General features: G+C 36.8%; 12 protein-coding genes. 9 read left to right on the forward strand and 3 right to left on the reverse strand.

The window, feature by feature from the left end:
* Positions 1-248 precede the first annotated feature (248 nt).
* Complete coding sequence (locus HDC90_RS13460; protein WP_184467167.1) at positions 249-2,033, forward strand: glycoside hydrolase family 15 protein; 1,785 nt, start codon at positions 249-251, stop codon at positions 2,031-2,033.
* 250 nt (positions 2,034-2,283) lie between these two features.
* On the opposite strand, the gene HDC90_RS13465 is transcribed toward HDC90_RS13460, so the two are convergent.
* The 3 genes from HDC90_RS13465 to HDC90_RS13475 form a co-directional block, all read right to left on the reverse strand.
* Positions 2,284-4,473 carry a bifunctional alpha,alpha-trehalose-phosphate synthase (UDP-forming)/trehalose-phosphatase gene (locus HDC90_RS13465; protein ID WP_184467169.1) on the reverse strand — a complete coding sequence of 730 codons (2,190 nt, stop codon included), beginning with the start codon at positions 4,471-4,473 and terminating at the stop codon, positions 2,284-2,286.
* Positions 4,474-4,557: 84 nt separating this feature from the next.
* The gene (locus HDC90_RS13470; protein ID WP_184467170.1) at positions 4,558-5,910 is read right to left on the reverse strand and encodes a PAS domain-containing sensor histidine kinase; all 1,353 of its coding nucleotides are present in this window, start codon (positions 5,908-5,910) and stop codon (positions 4,558-4,560) included.
* A gap of 67 nt (positions 5,911-5,977) precedes the next feature.
* A complete protein-coding gene (locus tag HDC90_RS13475; RefSeq protein ID WP_184467172.1) occupies positions 5,978-7,348 on the reverse strand; it encodes a sigma-54 dependent transcriptional regulator in 1,371 nt (456 codons plus the stop codon).
* Positions 7,349-7,590: 242 nt separating this feature from the next.
* Here HDC90_RS13475 and HDC90_RS13480 point away from each other — a divergent pair, with 242 nt between their 5' ends.
* The 8 genes from HDC90_RS13480 to HDC90_RS13515 all read left to right on the forward strand — a co-directional run bounded on the left by HDC90_RS13480 (position 7,591) and on the right by HDC90_RS13515 (position 24,802).
* Positions 7,591-8,835, forward strand: coding sequence for an efflux RND transporter periplasmic adaptor subunit (locus HDC90_RS13480; RefSeq protein WP_184467174.1), 1,245 nt, complete (start codon positions 7,591-7,593; stop codon positions 8,833-8,835).
* Between the two features lie 250 nt (positions 8,836-9,085).
* Complete coding sequence (locus tag HDC90_RS13485; protein ID WP_055903687.1) at positions 9,086-9,784, forward strand: ABC transporter ATP-binding protein; 699 nt, start codon at positions 9,086-9,088, stop codon at positions 9,782-9,784.
* 218 nt (positions 9,785-10,002) lie between these two features.
* On the forward strand, positions 10,003-12,369 hold the full coding sequence (locus HDC90_RS13490; RefSeq protein ID WP_184467176.1) for an ABC transporter permease: 2,367 nt from the start codon (positions 10,003-10,005) through the stop codon (positions 12,367-12,369).
* 74 nt (positions 12,370-12,443) lie between these two features.
* Positions 12,444-14,804: an ABC transporter permease gene (locus HDC90_RS13495; RefSeq protein WP_184467178.1), complete on the forward strand. Its 2,361-nt coding sequence runs from the start codon at positions 12,444-12,446 to the stop codon at positions 14,802-14,804.
* Between the two features lie 153 nt (positions 14,805-14,957).
* Positions 14,958-17,330 carry an ABC transporter permease gene (locus tag HDC90_RS13500; protein ID WP_184467180.1) on the forward strand — a complete coding sequence of 791 codons (2,373 nt, stop codon included), beginning with the start codon at positions 14,958-14,960 and terminating at the stop codon, positions 17,328-17,330.
* Positions 17,331-17,399: 69 nt separating this feature from the next.
* Positions 17,400-19,781 (forward strand): ABC transporter permease, encoded by a 2,382-nt coding sequence (locus HDC90_RS13505; RefSeq protein WP_184467182.1) that lies wholly within the window; start codon positions 17,400-17,402, stop codon positions 19,779-19,781.
* A 149-nt stretch (positions 19,782-19,930) separates the two neighbouring features.
* Complete coding sequence (locus tag HDC90_RS13510; protein ID WP_184467184.1) at positions 19,931-22,330, forward strand: ABC transporter permease; 2,400 nt, start codon at positions 19,931-19,933, stop codon at positions 22,328-22,330.
* Positions 22,331-22,405: 75 nt separating this feature from the next.
* Positions 22,406-24,802, forward strand: a complete 2,397-nt coding sequence (locus HDC90_RS13515; RefSeq protein WP_184467186.1) for an ABC transporter permease — start codon at positions 22,406-22,408, stop codon at positions 24,800-24,802.
* Positions 24,803-24,867: the final 65 nt, after the last annotated feature.

The following is a 24,867-nucleotide window of genomic DNA, read 5'->3' on the forward strand; positions in this document are numbered from 1 at the left end:
TTACTGTTTTGGATAGAAAAATCGTAGTCAATAAACCTGATAAAGCGTAAAGAGCACAGTGAGGCAACGAGGAAAGAAGTGATAGCAGGACTACAGGCTGCCATCAGCACGAAGCCTTACATTTCCAAAAAAAGTAACAAGAATTTCCTTTCCAAGCCTGCAGGTTTTTAAAATCTGCAAGGTCTTTTTATTTTTCTACCCAACATTTTACCCATAGGCTTGTTAGTAAATAAACAAAATTATAGTCTATGGCCGAACAGCATCTTTATCAAACAGGAATTATAGGGAATTGCGCTTTCATTGCACACGTAAACAAAAACACTGATATATCTTGGCTTTGCTGGCCCCGTTTTGATAGCCCATTTGTATTTGGCAGTTTATTGGATGAGAAAAAGGGGGGCGAATTTTCAATCTTACCGCAAGGTAAATTCACTTCTACTCAATATTACATCGAAAATACCAATGTATTAAGAACAGAGATTACCGCAGAAGATGGAAAATACCGGATTACAGATTTTGCACCACGTTTTCATCTATACGATCGCTATTTTAAACCATTAATGTTTATTAGAAAGATCGAACCTTTAGCTGGTAATCCACGCATTACCATTAAATGTGAACCGGTTTGCGATTATGGAAAAGGTAAAATGAAATCGAGCAGGGGCAGTAATCATATCGATTATCAGGGCTGCGATGAAAATATCCGCTTAAGCACCAACGTGTCACTTACCTATATTTTTGACGAGAAAGCATTTGTACTAAATGAGGCTAAATACCTCATTATGACCTATGGACAGAATCTGGAGGCTCCCGTAGTAAGTACCGCCGAAAATTTTTTACGGGAAACGATTGCATACTGGCGATTATGGATTAAACATTCATCTATTGCCGGTTTTTACCAACCTTTTGTAATCCGCTCGGCCCTGGTGCTCAAAATTCATCAATATGAAGATACAGGTGCAATTATAGCCGCAAGTACAACCAGTTTACCAGAATCGCCTGGCAGTACCCGAAACTGGGATTATCGATATTGCTGGCTGCGCGATTCTCACTACGTATTAACTTCATTAAACCATATTGGACATTTCGAAGAAATGGAGCGATATTTTAATTACCTGTCCGATATTTCTCACGCTGAAGATATACGTTACCAACCCTTATATGGTATTGCAGGTGAAAGGGAAATTACCGAGCATACGTTAAGTCATTTAGAAGGTTATAAAGGCGAACAACCCATTAGGATAGGAAACCAGGCTTACGAACATATTCAAAATGATATTTATGGTCAGGTTTTAATTTCTATGTTACCACTTTATACTGACCACCGCTTTGTTTTCTCTGAACGCAGCGATTCGGTAAGATGGATTGAAAGTGTACTATCTAAAATTGAACGCACCATTGACGAAAAGGATGCCGGCATTTGGGAATTCAGAAATATTGCCAATGTGCATTGTTATAGTAACCTATTTCAATGGGCAGGAGCACAGGCTGCTTTAAAAATGGCCAAAACTATTGGAAATGAGGATTTCGAAAAGCGTGCGGAGATTTTAATCGATAAGGCCGCTGCACATATAGAAGCCTGCTACGATCCGGAAAGAAAAGTGTACACCAACGCCGTAGGAAGCCCGCATTTAGATGCCAGCACGCTACAATTGATCATGATGAATTATCTCGATCCAGCTTCAGATCGGGCAAAAGATCATTTAATAGCTTTAGAAAAGGAGTTGAAAACTGAAGACGGGCTATTTTACCGATATTTACATGCTGATGATTTTGGTAAACCAAAAACCACGTTTTTAATCTGTGCTTTTTGGTATGTAGAAGCTTTGGCCTGTGTTGGCCGAATAGATGAAGCAATAAAAGAATTCGAAAACATTATTAAATATTGTAATCACCTTCTTTTATTCAGTGAGGATGTTGATGCTAAAACGGGTAGCCAATGGGGTAATTTTCCACAGGCTTATAGCCATGTAGGTTTAATGAATGCAGCTTATCGTATCGCAATTAAACTGGATAGGCCGATATTTTTGTAATGAAAGTGGATTGCAAATTCGAAGGGTCTGATTATAAATCCCAACTAACTTAATTTAAAAAGGTTTGTGGAGACACAGACCTTTGCGTTAGCTCTTTAAATTATGAACCGTCACCCTGAATTCATTTCAGGGTCCTTCCTGCAGAAAAGATGCTGAAATAAATTCAGCATGACGACTTGAGTTGGGAGACGCAGCTAAAAATTGATCATTTTTCAATCAGTGATCTTACAGACAGAAAATACTAAATGGGTTAACTCCGTCCCACAAATGCCTCTTTTACTAAACTCCAAAGCAGTTTTCTGACCTCTCTAAAATCATTTAGGTAATACTTTGCTTCCGAAATGTTATTGCCAACTTTTATAGTAAAAGCATCATCTGGTAATACCCTGAAAATGTCTTCGTCGGTATGGTCATCGCCTAGAGCCAAAATAAAATCTGGTTTCTTATCGTACAGCCAATTTAGGGCTGCTTTGCCTTTGTTAACCTCCATGTTTTTGAATTCAATTACTTTATTGCCCGGCATGAGTTGAAGACCTTTATCTGCAGCTAAGATTTTCATATGACTGATAATTTCATTGGCTCTTAAATCGCCAAGTCCTTCTTCTGCCTTTCGGTAGTGCCAAACCAGTGAGTAACTTTTTTCTTCAATAAACGATCCCGGAGTGCGGTCTGTATAAGTTTCTAGTAATGTTTTTATTTCTTGTTTCCACTGGTCGGTTAAAAGTGGCAGGCTGTTCCATTTATCTTCGAACGATTTTTGCCAGGCGCCGTGCTCCGCAATCAAATCTACCTTTAGGTGTCCGAACCACTTTTCGAGGGTTTCATTTCTTCTCCCACTAATAATTACCACTTTATTTGCTTTATCAAGTGTCAGGTTCTCAATTAAATCGTACAATTCTGCATCTGGCGAGGCGTCATCAATATTTCCGGTAAAATCTACAAGGGTGCCATCATAATCTAAAAATAGTACCCTATCTTGTGTTTGTGTATATTTGGTTACGATCACTTCATTAATAGCATTTACTGCATGTTTTGTTAATAACGATTTTTGAGAATCTTTCACTTCGTTTAATCTTAAAATAAAATTATTAACCCAATGTTTAACATTGAATTTTTCTACTATTGCACGCATGGCTTTCATGCGCAGTTTTTGTTCAGCCAATGGCATTTTAAGTGCAGTTACAATAGCTTCCATAATGTCTCCCAGATTATTTGGATTAACAATAATTGCATCAGTTAATTCCTTGGAAGCTCCGGCCATTTCACTTAAAATCAATACACCATCATTATTGTTCCGGCTGGCTACATATTCTTTACTTACCAAATTCATTCCATCGCGCATGGGGGTTACCAAACAAATATCAGCTGTAGAATAAAGCGCTGACAAAACTTCAATGGGGAAGGAACGATAAAAATAGTTTACTGGAATCCAGTTCATCGAGCGGTACCTTGCATTTAGATTTCCAACAAACTGATCAATTTGATCTCTTAACTCGCTATATTTTGGTACGGTATCTCTTGAAGGAACAACAATCATGAAAAGCTCAATTTTGCCAATATATTCGGGATAGTGCTGGAGTAGTAGTTCTAAGGCTTTTAACCTTTCGAGTATGCCTTTGCTGTAGTCGAGCCGATCGATAGATAAAATTACTTTCATATCTTCTTTGCCTGCTCTGAAATAGTTAATTTCTCTTTGAACGGCTTCAGTTGCGGTTAAATCTGAAAATTTATCATAATCAATTCCCATTGGAAAAGCCTCTACAACAATTTGCCTTTCGTTGCTGTTAAGTACATTTGATGATGAGTTTACCGGAAGCAAACGTGTTGCTGTACTAATAAAGTGGCGAACATCGTCAAAAGTATGGAACCCGATTAAATCAGCGCCTATAAGTCCATTTAATAGCTCTTCACGCCACGGGATCAATCTGAATATTTCGTATGATGGAAAGGGGATATGCTGGAAAAAACCGATGGTGGCATTTGGGAGTTTTGCTCTTAAAATACCTGGTAAAAGGAGTAGTTGATAATCTTGAATCCAGATTTTATCCTTTCTGTCTAATACCTGCATAGCGCTTTTTGCGAATTTATCATTAACAGATTGGTAACAATCCCAATAACTCTGTTCGTAATGTGCGTATGTAACCAGATAATGAAATACTGGCCATAATACTTCATTTGAAAAACCTTCGTAATATAAATTGATTTCGTTTTGAGTAAGGTAAACCGGGTAGAGGTTTAATGCCGTAAGTTTTTGGGTAACTTCTTCCTGGCGCTCTTCCGGCACTTCGATTCCGGGCCAACCGATCCAGATGGAATTACCTGATTTATAAACGTCTCCCAGTCCGGTAGCCAGGCCGCCTTCGCTCGGAATAAATGTATATTCGTTGTTTTCTTCGATGATTTTAACGGGTAGTCTGTTCGATATTATAACTGTCTTCATGCTTGTATTTGATGTATCCACATCAATAAAAGCATATCAAACTGGTTTTGTTTGAATTTTTAGGTCAAAAAAACATTCAAATGATTAAACGTAGTTAAATACCAATGAAAAAGTTGTACCACTTTCGCGGGTAGAAATTACTTCGATACTGCCTCTGTGCATCTTCATAATGTTGCGGCTAATCGTTAATCCTATTCCCGATCCATTTTTTCTGGTGGTGTAAAATGGAACGAATATTTTTTCAAGGTCATTGGCATCGATACCTTTTCCGTTATCACTAACATCAATATACAGTTTCGTGTTTTCTAAGCGGTAATTTACCTTTATGTGTGGATATTCACTGTTTTCTACAGCATAAATACTATTGGTAATCAGGTTAATCAGTACTTGTTCAACTAATTTTAAATCAAGTTGGACCGTAATTTTTGAAGAAGTTTGCTCTACATCCAGTACTACATTTTTAACTTTGGCAAATGGCTGCATCAATACCTTAATATGTTTCAGTATTTCACCAATGGTATGCGCTTCGAGGTTTGGTGTAGGCAGCTCTGCAATCAAACGATAGTCTTTTACGAAATCCAATAAACCCGATGATCGCCTTTGTATGGTTTGCAAAGCTGTTTTTAAATCCTCCATTTCATCCTCGGTAAGCATTTTTTTGTCTGTTACCATTTTGTTTATAGTGTCTGATAATGAGCTTATTGGTGTGATTGAATTTAAGATCTCATGAGAAATTACCCCAATTAATCTGTTCCACGCTTCCGTTTCTTTTTGCTCAATTTCATCCTTAATGTTTTGAAAACTGATAATGGTGTAATTATTTCCGTAAAGATTTAAAGGGATTACCTCTGTTGACAATTGAATCAGTTTATCCTGGATTTTTAACTCTAAAAATCTTTTCCCCCCTGTAGAAATCTGCTCTACCTCATTAGAAAAATTAGGCAGGTGTTCTTTTAACCGATGCCAATATTTATAAGCAGGAACACCTAAAAGATTAGATGCTGCCTGGTTAAAAAATGCAATCTCTTCTTTTTCCTGCCCTGTATTATTCACCACAATTACACCTACTGGAACCTGTTCCAGAATAGTTTTTATCAGTTGAAACATGGCTTCCTGCTCTAATCGGATCTGCTTGTGAACCTGTAAAATATCACTAAACGATTCATATAACTCAGGAAAACTTCCTTTAGTTGCCTTATTTTTAAAGTTTAAGGTATGATCTCTTGTTTTAACAGCTAAAATGAAACGGTTAATATCTGATCGAATCTGATTGATATAGTAATAGAGGGAAATAATAGCTCCCAATAAAATCAGTGCAATCCCCGCTATGGTAAACCAAAGCTGGGTATTTTTAATCAGGTAAAACAAGAGATAGCCTAGCAGATTAATAATCAGTAGGCGAAATATTAAACGGAAAGTAAAACGTTGATAGAACATGTTTTTAAAACTGAAAGCTTAAAGGCGAAAGACTAAAGCGTTAAGCTTTGGTCTTTCAGCTTTCAGCTTAGATTCCAAATTTCTCAATTCTTCTGTACAATGCAGCTCGAGTTAAACCAAGTTCTGCTGCGGCTTTTGATATATTTCCTTTGTGTTTATCAATTGCTTTCTGCACCATCATTTTTTCCATATCCTCAAGTGCCATTTCATCTGGTATAGCGTTGTTCTGCGCATAACGCTGCGGACTTAACTGTAAATCTTCTTCGGTAATATCAGCTCCATCGCTCATAATAACGGCTCTTTCTAAAACGTGTTGTAACTCGCGTACATTGCCTGGCCATTTATACTGTAAAAGCGCTTCCTGGGCTTTAGCATTAAGCTTACGGATATCTTTATGATATTTTGAGCTAAAAACCTGCATAAAGTGAGTGGCCAAAAGTAAAATATCTGTTCCGCGTTTACGTAAAGCTGGTAATAAAAGTTCAACGGTGTTAATGCGGAACAGTAAATCCTGTCTAAATGTATTTTTAGCGACCATTTCATTTAAGGGCATATTAGTGGCTGTTATTAAGCGAACATTCACCTTGCGCTCTTTACTTTCACCTAAACGGGTAACCGTACGGTTTTGCAAAACGCTTAAGAGTTTAGCTTGAAGCGGTAAAGTTAGATTTCCTATCTCGTCTAAAAATATTGTTCCGCCATCGGCCAGCTCAAAGCGGCCGGGTTTATCTTCTTTGGCATCGGTAAAAGCACCTTTAGCGTAACCGAATAATTCGCTTTCAAATAAATTTTCGTTTAACGAACCTAAATCGACATGCATAAAGACCTGGTTTTTCCTTTGTGAATTACCATGGATTTCATAAGCGAAAACTTGTTTCCCCGTTCCGTTTTCGCCCAGAATAAGCACATTTGCATCAGTAGGAGCTACTTTTAAGAGTGTGTTTTGCAATTGCTTTATCTCATCTGCCTGTCCAACAATATTTTCGAAACCTCGTATAAGGTCTTTTTGGAGCGATGAATGTATTTTTTCTAATTTCTTTACCTTTTTGGTCGATTCGCGGAGTTTAGATGCCGATGAGATAGTGGCAAACAGCTTTTCATTTTCCCAGGGTTTTAGAATAAAATCGGTTGCTCCTTTTTTAATCGCCTTTACCGCCAGTTCAACATTGCCAAAAGCTGTCATTAATATGACCACATAATCCTTATCGATCGATAAAATATGTTCTAACCAATAAAGACCTTCTCTGCCATCACTGGCGCCTTTTTGATAGTTCATATCCAGCAAAATGATATCAATTTCGTTTTTGCTCAATAAAACATTGATCTCCTTAGGAGATTTACAGGTAATTACCTGCTTTACCTGTTGTTTTAAAAACAAACGGGCACTAAGCAGGATATCATCGTCATCATCGATAATTAAAACTGTGGCGTCAAGCATAACCTTTCCCTATTAAAGTTAATATATATTTATTCTTTTTTGCTGTCCCTCTCCTTCAGGAGAGGGATAAAGGGGTGAGGCAAAAATACCAAAACTGTCCGCTCCCGCACACCAACTGTCCGATAATGAACATGTAAAAAATAAATTAACTGTTAATTTGTTGATTATTAGTGTTTTAAATTTATTTCTTGCTTTTGGCGCAGGCTTGGTTATTAGTGAAACCAAACAGTACAACCGAACACATGGATAAGAAAATAGAGAAAAAAAGATTTAGCACTAAAACCCTGTTAATTATGGGTGGAGCAATTGCTTTCATAGCAGTTGTAATTTATGGCTATACTTTATCCCTCAAAAAAGTTTACAGTGCAGATGCCGATAAATTAACCATCAGTAAAGTAGAATACGGCGATTTTGAAGATGTGGTACTATTAAATGCCAGTGTAGTTCCCTTAACTTCTGTAATTGTAAGTTCATCGGAAGGTGGAACGGTTGCCGAAATTTTTACTGAAAATGGTGCTTCTGTAGTAAAAGGTACCCCATTATTGCGGATAGCAAATTCGAACGCCATGTTGGGTTATACTTCGCAACAAACAGCCGCTACCGAGCAAATAAATCAATTACGTAAATCGAGATTAGATTTAGAACAGAACCAAAGAATCCTGAATCAGGATGTATTAGATGTAGAGAATAATTTGCGTACGGCAACCCGCCAATTTCGATTAGATAGCTCGCTTTTTGCCAAAAAAGTAATTACGCTCCAGGAGTTTAACAAGTCGAATCAGGATTATGAATATTATCAAGGCAAATTGAAAATTGTACGTCAGGCCATTAAGCAGGAAAATCAAAGTCGGAAGATGCAACTGGCTCAAATCGATCAATCGATGGGGCAAATGAACGAAAGTTTAGAGATGATCCGCAAAAATATAGAAAATATGACCATCAAAGCTCCAGTATCTGGTAAACTTTCATCTTACGATCCTGTAATCGGTAAATCATATAATTCTAACGAAATGATTGGAAAGATTGATGTGTTGCAGGGTTATAAACTTCAGGCAGGTGTTGACGAATATTATATTAACCGGGTAAAAGAAGGACAAACCGCTAACTGTGAGTTTAACGGTAAAACTTATAACTTAACGGTGAGTAAAGTGATACCTGAGGTTACAGCCGGCCAGTTTCAGGTAGAAATGGTTTTTAAAGGAGCTACGCCCGAAGGTTTACGCCGTGGATTATCGTTACAGACCAAACTAACCTTATCTGATAACAGCAAGTCGTTACTTTTGGCCCAAGGGCAGTTTTTCCAGAGCACAGGTGGCTCTTGGGTCTTTGTGGTAAACAATGGTAAAGCCACCAAGAAAAATGTTAAAATCGGGCGGAAAAATTATCTGTACTACGAAATACTGGATGGTTTGCAGAAAGGTGATGAAGTAATTACCTCATCTTACGATCAGTTTAACCAGTACGACCAGGTGGAGATCAATAAATAGAGCGGACTGAGGAGAGCGTTAAATACAAATAAACAATTACCAATGATCAATAAACTAAAATTAATCAATAACCATTTAGGAATTTGTGGTTTGGAACTTAGAATTTGAAATCATGCGGTACCAGTTAACGAATGACTAATGAACCAAAATAACCAATAATATACTCTGGTCTTAATACTTGATACTCATTACTTGTACAAGTCTTGATACCTGATACTAAATACTTGATACTAGAATAACACTTGATAAGATGATTAAAATAGAAAATCTGGAAAAAGTTTATAAGACCGAGGAAGTAGAAACTACGGCACTTAATGGCATTAACCTCCATGTTGCAGCAGGAGAATTTGTTTCTATCATGGGACCTTCGGGTTGCGGTAAATCTACTTTGTTAAACGTAATGGGTTTGCTGGATAAGCCTGAAAGTGGAAGCTACAAATTTATAGATACGGAGCTTTTAACGCTTAACGATAGAGAACGTTCAAATTTCCGTAAAAGAAATATGGGATTTGTTTTTCAGAACTTTAACCTGATCGACGAATTAACGGTCTTCGAAAACATTGAACTGCCCTTAATTTATAATAAGATTCCTGCCGGAGAACGTAAGAAACTAGTAAACGAAATCATCGAAAGGATGAACATTGTAAACCGTAGCGGCCATTTTCCTCAACAGTTATCGGGCGGGCAGCAGCAACGTGTAGCGGTAGCAAGAGCTTTGGTTACCAAACCCAAACTGGTTCTGGCTGATGAGCCTACCGGAAATCTTGATAGCTCGCATGGTAATGAAGTAATGGAACTGCTCTGTGAGTTGAACGAAACCGGAACCACCATTGTAATGGTTACCCACTCCAGTCATGATGCTAGTTTCTCTAACCGGATCATTAACCTGAAAGATGGTCATGTGATATCCGAGAAGATCAATAAAAGCAGAAATGAGGAGCTGATATAAGGAAAGAAGGCTGAAGGCTTTAAGGTAGAAGGTCTAGTGGTATCACCTTTTAATCCTCCTAGCTTCAACCTCTAAAAAGATTTTAGTTTAGTTAATAATAAGTCTGCCCAAAAATCTTCCTGGATGGGAAGATTGGGTGCAGGCATAAGAAAGATAAAGGTTCAAAGCTACGGCATATGGTTGATGTGCCAAACCTTAAATCCTAAACCTCAAAAAATATGTTTAAATTAAATTTAAAAATCGCTTTGCGAAACCTTTGGAAAAACAAAGGATTCTCACTGATTAATATCGGAGGATTGGCCATTGGCTTAGCCAGTTGTATGATTTTGCTTTTATACGTGGCTTACGAATGGAGTTACGATAAGCAATTTAGCAACAGCAACAAAACTTATGTCGTATATCAAAATATGGTGGCAAATGGCAAAACTTTTAGTTGGGCATGGACACCTAATGTGATGGCTAAAGAAGTGCAGGAAAAAATCCCTGGTGTTAAGTATGCCGCTCATACTACTTATCCGAGGAAACAATTAATTACCGTTGGTAACAATAAAATAAATAGCAGTGCAATATTTGCCGACCAAAATTTTATTAAAATATTGGATTATAAATTTCTTGAAGGTAATTCAGCAAGCGTTTTAAAAGATGTAAATACCATCATTCTTACTAAATCTTTTGCAACAAAATTATTTGGAAATGAAGATCCCATTAATAAAATGGTAAAGCTGGAAAATCAGGAAGTATTAAAGGTTGAAGCCGTAATAGAAGATGCACCTGCAAATAGTAGTTTAACTTTTGAATGTATAATGCCCTGGGCACTGTTCGAAAAACGAGAAACCTGGGTGAAGGAAGGCAATTGGGGAAATAATATGTGTTTAACGCTCGTTCAATTACAGGATAATAACTTTTTTACTGCAGCAAATGATTTGATGCATGATATTTACAAACGCAATCAGAAAGATAATTCAGCAGTAGCTTTACTGCACCCTTTAACCAAATGGCATTTATATGATGATTTTGTAAATGGTAAATCAATAGGCGGTAAAATAGATCAACTCAAAATATTTTTATTACTCGCCTTTTGCATATTGCTAATTGCCTGTGTAAATTTTATGAATTTATCTACAGCGCGCTCAGAGCGCAGGGCAAAAGAAGTTGGCGTGCGTAAAGCAATTGGATCAACACGTAAATCATTAATTAATCAGTTCTTTTTAGAATCACTGCTCATTACATTTATTGCCACCGTTTTAGCTTTTATCTTAATTGAGGTGAGTTTACCATATTTTAATAGTTTGTTGGATATTAAATTAACAATCGATTACTATAATGGCTCATTTTGGTTAGCATTATTTGGTTTGATGATTTTAACCGGATTTATTGCGGGTAGTTATCCGGCTCTGTATCTATCTTCTTTTGAGCCTATCAAAGTTTTAAAAGGTTTTACACTTAAAGCAGATTCATCCGCTTCGGTGAGGAAAGTATTAGTGGTTGGCCAATTTGTTTTTGCCGCAAGTTTAATTATTTGTACAGCAGTAATTTATCAGCAACTTAATTATGTTAAAAATAAGCCTATTGGTTACGATCAATCCAATTTAATTCAGATAGCGGTATCCGGTAAAATGAATGATGCTGTTAAATTAGAATTGCTTAAAACGCAACTGTTAGAATCAGGTGCTGCGAGCGATGTTACTTTTTTTAGTACAGATTTTACTGAAGGTGGCGATAATACTACGGCTGTAAATTGGGAAGGTAAAAACCCGAACGAGGCTATTTCTTTCAACCATAGAACAATAGGATATGATTTTGTTGAAACTATTGGAACTAAGATGGTTAGTGGCAGGGAGTTTTCTGCGAAATTTCATGATACAAGTAGCGTATTGTTAAATGAAGCGGCTGTGAAAATGATGGGATTAAAGAATCCGATTGGTAAGATTATTACTTTCTGGGGAAAAAAATTAACCACAGTTGGCGTAGTAAAAGATTTTGTAGTAGAAAGTGCTTATCAAAGAGTGGCTCCAATGATTTTTAGAGTAAATCAAAGAGACGACGCGAGGGTTATCATTGCGCGGTTAAATCCAAATCAAAACATCAGTTCATCATTGGCTAAAATTGATGATATAGTAAAGCAAATGGAACCCAATTATCCTGTTAACCGCAAATTTGTGAACGAATCTTTTGAAGTGAAATTTAAAAATGAAAAACTTTTAGGATCACTTTCCAACTGGTTTGGTGGTTTCGCAATTTTCATTTCCTGCCTGGGATTATTAGGCCTGGCACTTTTTATGGCAGAGCAACGCAAAAAGGAAATTAGTATCCGTAAGGTTTTAGGAGCCAGCACTGGCAATATCCTCGTGTTGCTAAATAAAGATTTTATAAAATTGGTGGCCATTGCCAATCTTATAGCGTTTCCATTAGCCTATATTATTGTAAATAAATGGCTTTCAAGTTTCGAGTATCGCATCGATATATCTGCACTGCCATTTATAGTCGCTATTGCTTTGTCGGTACTCATTGCCATACTTACGGTTAGTGTTCAGTCAGTTAAAGTGGCGAAGGCAAATCCTATTGATGCATTAAAATATGAATAAATAACACGTTTAGTACATGGCAATCAGCATGGATTACCGCTACTGACAAATGCTTTACGTTAAACCACACAAATATGTTTAAACTCAACCTTAAAATAGCATTACGCAACCTCTGGAGAAACAAAGGCTTTACCCTGATCAACCTTGGTGGATTAGCCATCGGCTTGGCCAGCTGCATGATCTTATTATTGTACGTAGCTTACGAATATGGATACGATAAGCAATTCAAAGATTATGATAAAACCTATGTACTTTATAATAACCAAAAAACTGCTACAGAAACTTTTAGTTTTATGGCCTTTCCAGGTCTGTTGAGAGATGAAATAAAGGATAAAGTGCCCGGTATTGCCAAAGTGAGCCGTTTATCGTATGCAGAGCAGATGCTCATTTCTTATAACCATAACAATTTTAAAAAGAACGCCGTTTTCAGTGATCCTGATTTCACAAGAATATTCGATTATAAAGTTTTAAAGGGTGATAAAAATACCATGTTGAATAGTGTTGATGGAGTAGTTTTGACAGAAACACTGGCGAAAAATCTATTTGGGAATGAAGATCCGATCAATAAAACCGTAAAACTTGATAAAAAAGAAAATTTGAGGGTCGAAGCTGTAATTGAGGATTCGCCTAAAAATTCCACAATCCATTTGGATTATATCATGTCGTGGAAATTGTATGAAAAATTAAATCCATGGACTAAAGAAAGTGGCTGGGGAAACAATTATTGCATGTTGTTTGCACAACTTCAGGATAACTCCTTTTTTGATCGCGCCAATAACCAGATGAAAGGTATGATCAAAGCACATGATAAAGAAGCAAATGGCGAACCTTTTATGCATCCTTTATCCAAATGGCATTTATACGATAAATTTGAAAATGGCAAAAATGTAGGCGGAAAGATTGATCAGTTGAGAATCTTTTTCCTTTTGGCTTTTTGTATCCTGCTAATTGCCTGTGTTAATTTCATGAACCTTTCTACCGCTAAATCAGAAAAGCGGGCGCGTGAAGTTGGTGTACGTAAAGCCATTGGTTCTTCAAGGAATAATTTGGTCCGTCAGTTTATGTTCGAATCAGTTTTACTTACCACTTTAAGTATGTTGTTGGCTTTTGTGCTGATCGAAATAAGTTTGCCTTACTTTAACAATCTTTTGGGAATTAATCTAGATATTAATTACAGCGATTATAAATTCTGGACCGTATTTTTAGGTTTAACCCTGTTAACTGCTTTTATTGCCGGAAGTTACCCTGCATTTTACCTGTCTTCTTTCGATCCGGTTAAAGTTTTAAAAGGTTTTAAAATTTCGGGAGGATCTACCTTGTCTATCCGTAAATTTTTGGTGGTTTTTCAGTTTGTGTTTGCAGCCTGTTTAATTGTATGTACAGCAGTAATTTATCAGCAATTAAACTATATTAAAAATAAACCGATAGGTTACAACCGCGCAAACCTGGTGCAGATTTCTACTGAGGGCGAATTTTCGAAAAAAGAAAAACGCGAAATCCTGAAAGACGAGCTGCTAAAATCAGGGGCCATAACTGCCTCAACAGAATATAGTATGTCTTTAACCTCCGGAGGGAACAATACTTATGGCGTGAGCTGGCCTGGCAAAAATGAAAAAGATAAGATCCTGGTTAATTTTAGGTTTACCAATCTCGACCTCATCAAAACTACGGGAATGGAAATTTTACAGGGCAGGGATTTCTCAAAGGATTTCGCAGATACCGCCAATGTAATTGTTAACGAAGCACTGGTTAAGGTAATGGGAATGAAAGATCCTGTGGGCAAAATGATCACCTGGGATCAACCCTTGAGAATTATAGGGGTAGTTAAAGATTACGTAATGGAATCACCTTATCAAAAAGCCGCACCATTACTTATTGCCCAAAATCCTGGCCGTGCCACCACTATTATTATGCGGTTGAATGATAAAAACAACATTACCACGTCCATCAGCAAAATTAATGAAGCAGTAAAAAGGTTAAATCCATCTTACCCAACCGAAATAAGATTTGTTGATGATAATTTTGAATGGAAATTCAGAGATGAAAAGTTGTTGGGAACGCTTTCCAACTGGTTTGGAGGCTTTGCTATCTTCATTTCCTGTCTCGGATTGCTGGGCTTAGCTTTATTTATGGCCGAGCAGCGCAAAAAAGAAATCAGCATTCGCAAAGTTCTGGGCGCAAGCACGGCAAACATACTAACCTTATTGAACAAAGATTTTATAAAACTGGTTGCCATTGCCAACCTGATTGCATTTCCATTGGCTTATATTATTATAAACAAATGGCTTTCAGGCTACGAATACCGGATTCCGGTTTCAACATTGCCATTTATTGCCGCTATAAGCCTATCGGTTATTATAGCAATACTTACTGTGAGTGTGCAATCAATTAAGGTAGCAAAGGCAAACCCGGTAGATGCACTTAAATATGAGTAAAGCGGAGGGTTTAAGGTAAAAGGCTTAAGGTAAATAAGCCAAATCCCTAGACCCAATAATACTTTAAATATGAATAAGGTGTAAGGTTAAAAGGTTGAGGGCGTAAGGTTAAAACGCCAAACCTTAAACCCTATACCTCAAACCTTAAACCTAATGTTTAAACTCAACCTAAAAATCGCACTGCGTAACCTTTGGAAAAATAAGGTAAGCTCATTCATTAACGTAATCGGCCTGGCTATTGGTTTGGCTGCCTGTTTAATGTTGCTCCTGTACGTTACCTACGAATGGAACTTTGATAAGCAAGCCAAAAATTCAAATGATGTTTTTACAGCGATGACTAATATCCCTGGTGATAACGGTAAAATTGCAGGAACATTCGAAGGCTCGACAACTGCTTTCGGTCCGACGATTAAACAAGAGTTGCCAGAGCTTAGATACGTGGCAAGAATGGATTACGGTGGCAAGAATTTAATTGCCAACGGTCAAAACGCATTTAAGCGTCAATCTAAATTTGCTGAACCAGACATCTTGAAAATGTACGATTACGAATTTATTCATGGTGATGGAAATACAGCTTTAACCAACCCTAATTCTGTTATTTTAACTGAATCTACCGCTAAAGTATTATTTGGAACTACTGATGTCTTGAATAAATCGGTACGTTTTAAAGATTATTTAGATTTAAATATTACCGGTGTAATTAAAGATCAGCCCGATAACAGTTCAAACAAATTTGATTATTTAATGCCCTGGGCTTTATACGAAACCATTGATAGAAGTGCTAAAGACCTAAACTGGAGAAATTATAGTTTTGTAACGCTTGTAATGTTGAAAAGCGGCGTGAATTTAGACTTGGTTAACCAAAAGATAATTCAGATTGAGAAAAAGAATAACACAGACAACCAGCAATCTCAGGTATTGTTTCCATTGGCAAGTTTACATTTGTACGGCAAGTTTGAGGATGGCAAAAGTATTGGCGGTGCCATAGAGCAGATTTATCTGTTTGTTGGACTCGCTTTCGGCATTCTATTGATCGCCTGCATCAATTTTATGAACATGGCTACAGCCAAATCAGAAAAACGTGCAAAAGAGGTTGGCATAAAAAAGACCATTGGTGCGAATAGAAGATCGCTGATTCTACAGTTTTTAACCGAGTCGATGATGTTGACATTTATTGCGGTGATTTTTTCCATTGCCATCCTCGAATTATTTCTACCAACCTTTAATAACCTTTTGAATATTAAATTAAACATCTCGTACTTTAACAGTGCCAGCTGGGTAGGTATTTTAGGAATTGTTATTGCTACAGGCCTAATAGCGGGTAGTTATCCTGCATTTTATCTATCATCTTTTAATCCCATACAAACCTTAAAAAGAAAAATTAAGTCAAAAGCGTTGTTTTCGGTAAGCTTAAGGCAGATATTGGTGGTAGGGCAGTTTTGCTTTGCTATTATCCTCATTATTTCCACTTTGGTTATCTACAAACAGATCCAATATATTAAAAACAGACCGGTAGGCTTTGATGTGAATGCTTTGGTAGAAATGCCGCAAGATGGGGAACTGAAAGTAAAATATGATTTGCTACGTTCGCAGTTGTTAAAATCAGGTGCGGTTACTTCAATGTTCCAATCATCAGTTAGCTTATCTCATCATGGACGCAACTTTTCAGGTATAGAATGGGAAGGTATGTTGAAAGCTACAAACAACCAACTGTTTAACCAGGTAATTACCACTTACGATTTTATCAAAACCAATGGTATCAAATTAACCACTGGAAGAGACTTTTCGGAAAACTTCGCTTCAGATACCAGTGCGGTGATGGTAAGTGCATCCGCTGTTAAAATTTTTGGCTATAAAAACCCGGTGGGTAAAACAATTACCATTTTTGGTGATAAATTTAATATCATAGGTATTTTCGACGATTATGTTTGGGATTCGCCTTACAAATCGAACAACCCGATGGTGGTATTTTTTGATAAGAAACAAACTGGAAATATCACGATGCGCTTAAATGAAAATAACAGCCTTCAAAATAATATTGAAACCATCAGTAAGATTACAAAAGCTTTAAATCCGGCTTATCCTTTAGAAATTAATTTTTTAAATAATGTATACTCCGAAAAATATAATACCGAAAAAACTTTAGGTATACTTTCAAATCTTTTCGGTGGACTGGCCATTTTTGTTTCCTGCTTGGGGCTATTCGGTTTGGTATCTTATAGTGCAGAGCAGCGGACAAAAGAATTTGGTGTGCGCAAAGTATTAGGAGCTTCGGTATTTAATTTAATGCAACTGCTGTCGCTTTCTTTTGTAAAAATGATAGTGGTTTCTATTATAATTGCTATTCCATTGAGTTATTTTTTAATGAATAAATGGCTGATGAAATTCGAGTTTCATACCGAAATATCATGGTGGATTATGCCAATTGCAGGATTTGGAACTTTGATGATGGCATTGATTACCGTGAGTTTTCAGGCCTATAAAACAGCTAATGCCAACCCTGTTGATGCACTGAAATATGAGTAATTCGGTTGGCAGTTTTCAGTTAGCAATATAACAATTAACCATTTTAACAATTTATACAGTTAATCTATCATGTTCAGATTAAACCTAAAAATAGCATTACGTAATCTTTGGAAAAATAAGGGTTTTACTTTAATTAATGTTGGCGGACTTGCTATTGGAATGGCCTGTTGTTTAATGTTGCTGCTTTACGTAAATTATGAGTGGAGCTTCGATAAACATTATAAAAATGCTGATAAAGTATATTTAACGGCTTTAAATTTAAAGTTTAACGGTAAACTGGCTACCACAATGGCAGTTCCCAATAAACTGGCCAAAGCTGGAGTTTCAGAATTGCCTGGTATTAAAAGTGCAGCGCGTATGTCGATGAATAACGGGCAAAAGTTGTACAGCCGGAACCAACACAACTTTAAATTATCAGGGATAAATGTTGACCCTGATTTTTTAAAGATTCTCGATCATAAATTTATCTATGGAGATCCAAATACAGCGCTAAATGAACCAAATAATGTGCTTATTAGCCAATCTACATCAAAAAAGTTATTTGGTGATGAGAATCCTATCGGGCAGCTCATTAAATACGATAACCGGGTTAATTTAAAAGTAAGTGCCGTAATAGAAGATCTTCCTAAAAATCAGAGCATGCAGTATGATCTGTTACAGCCATGGGCTTTTTTAGAGCAGGAAAATCCTTCAGAAAAAGAAAATGGGTGGGGAGCAATTACCTGTTTAACTTTATTTCAACTCAAAGATAATGCTTCTTTGGCGGCCACAAATTCGGTTTTAAAAAACTTTATAGTAAATAAAGAACCTGATTTAAAAGAAATGACCTACGAGCCTTTTCTTTTCCCTTTAAGTAAATTTCATTTATATGACGATTTTGAAGGCGGAAAAGCGGTTGGAGGTAAAATCGATCAATTGAGGCTGTTTGTATTTCTGGCCATTTGCGTGCTGTTTATTGCCTGTATCAACTACATGAATCTTTCCACCGCCAAATCAGAGAAGAGAGCCAGAGAAGTGGGGGTTAGGAAGGCTTTAGGTTCTACCAGAAATACCATAATGGGACAGTTTATAATAGAGTCGTTACTATTATCGTTTTTGGCCATGTTAATTGCCTTTACCTTGCTCGAAGTATCTTTACCTTATTTTAATAATCTGCTCAATATTTCAATCAAGATTGATTATCATGCTTATCAGTTTTGGAGCATATTGCTTGCTATGGTACTGATCACCGGTTTACTTGCGGGCAGTTATCCTGCGTTTTATCTTTCCTCATTTATCCCGGTAAAGGTGTTAAAAGGTTTTAAAGGCGCTACGGGTTCATTATCTATCCGTAAAACTTTGGTAGTGGTGCAGTTTAGCCTTTCTATCTGTATGATTATTTCTGCCATTGTAATTTACAGCCAAATTCAACACCTTAAAAATAAGCCCCTCGGTTTTGATCAAGCCGCGCTTGCGCAGATAGATTTAGAAGGAGAATGGACCAAGCCGGAGAAGCTACAAACTTTTAAAAATGAATTAGAAAGGGCAGGTGCAATAACTGCCGCAACAGAATATGCAAGCTCATTTACTGATCGCGGTTCAATTACTAGTGACATTCAGTGGCCAGGAAAGCCGAAAAATGATGTTTCGATTATTAATTATAGAAGTACAGGTTTCGATTTTGCCAAAACAACCGGTGTAAAGATTATTGCAGGGAGAGATTTTGATCCTAAATTTTCGGCTGATACCTCAACATCACTATTGCTTAATCAAACCGCTGTTAAAATAATGGGATTAAAAAATCCTGTAGGTACCGTTATCCATTGGGGAGATAACCCGCCACTTAAAGTAGTGGGTGTTGTACAAGATTATTCAAACGAATCATTAGCTTCAAAAATACAACCAACAGTTTATTATTATAACATTAAAACAAGTCGTGTTTTATTACTTAAACTAAATCCTAAACAATCACTTTCCAACTCAATTGAAGCTATAAAATCGGTGAGTCAACGTTTAAATTCTGCATATCCGATAGAAGTAAAATTGGTTAGTCAGGGTATGGCCGAAAAACTTCGGAGCGAAAGATTGCTCAGTGTACTTTCGAATATTTTTGGCGGTTTTGCCATTTTCATTTCCTGCTTAGGTTTATTGGGTTTAGCATTATATACTGCTGAGCAACGTAGCAAAGAAATCAGTATCCGTAAAGTGCTGGGTGCCAATCTTTCCGATATATTGGTGTTGTTGAATAAAGATTTTATGAAATTGGTGGTCATATCCAATATCATTGCTATACCGGTAGCCTACATTCTCGTTACCAAGTGGCTGGAGAAGTATGATTATAAAATTACGGTTAATTTATGGCCCTTTTTACTTGCTCTTTTAAGCTCTGTAATTATTGCCGTTTTAACAGTAAGCCTGCAAACTTTTAAAGTGGCCAAAGCCAATGCCGTTGATGCTCTTAAATATGAATAAGGCTAAAAGGTTTAGGGCCTAAGGTTAATGCGCCAAGGTCTTAAACCCAATTAGTGTATTTGAATATGAATAATGTTTAAGGTTAATGTTAATTGGCGTAAAGTTGATACGCCAACCCTTAACCCCCTAATCCCTAATACTTAAACCTTATGTTTAAATTGAACTTAAAAATCGCTTGGCGAAATCTTTGGAAAAACAAAGTCAATACTTTTATTAATGTTTTGGGGCTTTCCATTGGAATGGCCAGTTGCATTCTTATTTTTATTTTCATTCGTTACCAGTTAAGTTTTGATGAAAATTTTAAGAATGAAAGCCGTATATATCGGGTAGTAACCAATTGGACCACTGCAGATAGTTTTTTCGAATCGCAGGGAACACCCAAGCCTTTACCTCCGGCAATGCGTAATGATTTTAAACAACAACTAGATAAAGTTGCAGCCATTCAAGGTGGTGGTGGAATCATCAAAGTAAAAGACGCGTTAGGGAAAAATAAGATTAAAACAGCAGAAGATGTACACTATGTTGAGCCCGAATTCTTTGAGATTTTCGATTTTAAATGGCTTGAAGGAAATCCACGTCAGTCGTTAAGCCAGCCAAATACTGTTGTTTTATCAAGTGATATGGCCGATAAATTTTTTGGAGACTGGCACAAGGCAGTAGGGCAAAGTATTAATTTTCAAAACAAAACCGACCTTAAAGTTACAGGCATCATAGAAAAAATGCCAGATAACAGCTCTTTTCCTCTTAAGGTGCTCATTTCTTATAAAACATACCTAAACCGTGCACTACCTGAACTAAAGGCATGGGCTTCTGTTTCGTCCAATTCCGAATGTTATGTATTATTAAAAGAAGGTATTTCTGTTGAAGATGTTAGTGCAGGTATTCCCCAGTTTATTAATAAATATTATGAAAAAGACAAAATTTCAAAAGAGGGACATAAACTTCAACCATTAAGAGATATTCACTATAATGCCAACCTTGGCAACTTTGCTAATAAAACAACGCCTAAAAAAGAGTTGTACGGTTTGGCTATTATTGGTGTTTTTTTACTACTTACTGCATGTATCAATTTTATTAATTTGGCAACGGCACAAGCAGTAAGCAGAGGAAAAGAGGTTGGTGTTCGTAAAGTAATGGGTAGTTTACGTAAACAATTAATTTTTCAGTTCTTAACTGAAACTTTAACCATCACGGTTATCTCGTTGTTGGTGGGGTGTGTCTTAACGGAAGCTGCCTTACCGGGAATGAAAAGCTTATTTAAAGAAGACATTTCATTTAGTATTACCGAACACCCGATTATCCTTTTATTTATGATCTTGCTGATGCTTGTGGTAAGCTTTTTGGCAGGTTTTTATCCTGCTATGATCATGTCAGGCTACAGCCCGGCATTAGCAATTAAAAATAAAATTACAGCAAATGCTGGTAGCTTAAGTTTGAGAAAGATACTGGTAGTGGTTCAATTTGCCATCACCATTATACTCATTATAGGCACTTTAGTTGTACTGAACCAAATGAACTACATGAGAGAGAAGCCTCTTGGTTTTAATCCATCTGCGGTAGCTTTGGTAGATATACCTTCTGATAGCATTGCAATTACACGATATCATACTTTACAAGATCGAATTAATAAAATACCTGGCGTTTTATCTACAAGTTTTTGTGCTTCCGGGCCATCTTCATCCTCTAATAATGAATATAATTTTAAATACAACGGAACGATAAATGCAACTTTTCAAGCCAATACTAAAGATGTAGACGAAAATTATTTTAAAACCTTTGGTTTAGAAATTATTGCAGGTAAAGGACTTTCTAAAAGCGATACATTAAAAGACTTTGTGGTGAACGAAACGATATTAAAAAAACTTAATGTAGTTAACTACAACGATGCTATTGGGAAAGCCATCAGGCTTCATGGTAAAATGGGTTATATTGTTGGAGTGGTAAAGGACTTTAATAATATGAATTTGCATGAACCTATTTCTCCGATTATTATTAGCAGTGATAAAAACTCATACACTAAAATAGCGGTTAAACTGGATAGTAAAAGCATTTTGTCGGCCATGAAAGTAATTGAAAGTACCTGGAATAGTGTTCTTCCTGAGTACGTTTATGGTGCCTCTTTTATGGATGATGAAATTAACCAGTATTATCAAACCGAGCAAATTATGGGTACGCTTTTTAAAGTATTTGCAGGCACCATTATTTTTATTTCATTTATCGGCCTATTTGGCTTAATATCATTCGTTGCTGCACAACGTACTAAAGAAGTAGCCATTAGGAAAGTTCTAGGTGCTTCGACAATTGAATTGGTTAGGATGCTTAACGGATCGTTTCTGGTAATGGTTTTTATTGCCAACTTGGTTGCATGGCCACTCGCATACTTATTTATCTCAAAATGGTTATCTGGCTTTACCTATCGCATTGATATCAGCATTTGGCCTTTTGCACTTGCTATGCTTATTTCGATGACAATTACACTGGTAACCGTAAGCATCCGCTCGTATAAAGCAGCCGCTGCCAATACAATTGATGCTTTGAAGTACGAATAAACTTGCTGATGGTGCCTGGCGCTAAGTGATTAATCCTCGCTAGGCGCCAAATAATTCACACTAAACCTAAAAACTATGTTTAGATTAAACTTAAAAATCGCCTGGCGAAACCTTCGGAAAAACAAGGGTTACACCATGATCAATATACTGGGTTTATCAATCGGGATGGCCAGTTGTATCCTCATTTTTATTTTTATCCGATTTCAGCTTAGTTTCGATGAAGGTTATAAAAATGCCGACCGGATTTACCGTGTAGTTACAGATTGGAAATACAACGCATTCAATGATTTCTCTGCAGGGGTGCCCATACCTTTTACAGCAGCAGCGAGAAATGAGATTGCTGGGATAGAAAAAATAGGTGCAATAGCTAAAGTTCAGGATATTGTGCATGTTAGGGATAATTCTGGTAGGGAAATTATAAAAAGCAACGAGGACATATACTTTGCTGAACCTGACTTTTTTGATATAGTAAACATTAATTGGAATTACAGTAAGCCTACCGAAGCATTAAAGGAACCAAACAGCACAGCCTTATCTGAAACGATGGCAATAAAATACTTTGGGAGTATACAACAAGCTATTGGTAAAAGTATTACACTTGGAACTAAAACACAGTTAAAGGTTACCGGGGTATTTCAAGATATGCCAGAAAACACAAGCTTTCCTTTAAAAATAGTGATCGCTTACCAAAATTTATACAATTATTATGGTAACCGCGACTGCTGGGATTGTATCAATTCGAGTTTAAGTAGCTATGTGTTGCTTAAAGACGGACTCAGCAAATCTGACCTTGATGGGGCAATGGCAAAATTTAATAAAAAATATTATGCAGATAAAAAGATAGAAGGGAATCAGGTCAACAGGCTACAGGCTTTAAAAGACATTCATTTTGACGGGCGTTATGATAATTTTGCAAATGCAACAATTGCCAGGAGTGAGATTTATGGCCTTGCCATTATTGGATTGTTTTTAATTTGTACAGCTTGCATCAATTTTATCAATTTAAATACAGCACAAGCGATCAACCGATCTAAAGAGGTTGGGGTGCGCAAAGTAATGGGCGGTAAGCGTAAACAGCTTATAGTACAATTTTTAACCGAAACGGTTGTACTGGTACTAATTGCACTGCTAGTTGCCTGCATCATCAGCGAATTGCTTATACCAGCTATGCAAAACCTTTTCAAAAATCAAATTACGTTCAGTTTGTTTGGTCATCCGGTTATTTTCTTATTCATGGCCTTATTGGTGGTATTTGTAGGTTTCCTGGCAGGCTTTTATCCTGCAATGATTATGTCGGGTTTTAATCCGGCCCTTGCCATAAAAAATAAAGTTGCGCTTAATAATAACGGTTTAAGCTTACGCAAAATTTTGGTGGTTGTACAGTTTACAATTACCATTATACTCATTATTGGTACAATTATCATAGTAAAACAGATGGATTACCTTCAACAGAAACCGCTGGGGTTTAATTCTTCGACTGTAGTAATGGTGGGCATGCCTGGCGATAAGATAAGCAAGGGCAAACACAATGTTTTCAAAGAAAGGGTGTTGAAAATTCCTGGCGTTCAATTGTTAAGTTATTGCCAGTCGCCACCTTTATCTCAGGATATCAACTCCACTAATTTTACCTTTAATGGGACGAAGAACAAAGATTTCGAGGTAAGGACCTGTAAGGCAGATGAAGATTATTTTAGGCTTTTTGATTTAAAAATAGTTGCAGGTAAAATTTTTAAGAAAAGTGATACTGCAAATGGTTATGTGGTTAACGAAACCTTTCTTAAAAAAGTAGGTATTACGAACCCCGAAAATGCATTGGGTAAAATGATTAATGCTTCAGGTGTTAACATTCCTATTGTAGGAGTTGTAAAAGATTTTAACGACAAATCATTAAAAGAAAGGATTTCTGGTTTGGCCATTTCGGCAGATAAAAATCAATATTGGCAAGCTGCAATAAAGTTAGACGGCACACAGCTGCTATCAACCTCGAAACAGATACAAGCTTTGTGGAGTAATACATTTCCAGACAATGTTTATGATGCCAATTTTGTAGATGACAAGATAAAAAGCTACTATGAAAGCGAGCAGGTAATGGGCACACTTTTTAAGGTTTTTGCCTGCGTAATTATTTTCATTTCTTTTATTGGTTTATTTGGGCTAATCTCCTTTGTGGCTACGCAAAGAACCAAAGAAGTTGCGATCCGGAAAGTGTTGGGGGCGTCAACCATTGAGTTGGTGAAAATGCTCAATGGTTCATTCATCGCCATGGTTTTTGTTGCCAATTTGGTGGCCTGGCCATTAGCTTATCTTTTTGTAAGTAAGTGGCTGGATACCTTTGCCTACCGGATCCACCTGAGTATCTGGCCATTTATATTGGCCATGCTTATTTCCATGACCATTACTTTAATTACCGTAAGCATCCGCTCGTATAAAGCGGCAAACGCCAATACTATAGATGCATTAAAATATGAATAACCGTGTAAGGTTTAAAGTAAAAGGCGTAAGGTTAGTACGCCAACATCCTAAACCAACACCTTAAG

The sequence above is a fragment of the Pedobacter sp. AK013 genome (assembly GCF_014205835.1).
Lineage (GTDB): Bacteria > Bacteroidota > Bacteroidia > Sphingobacteriales > Sphingobacteriaceae > Pedobacter.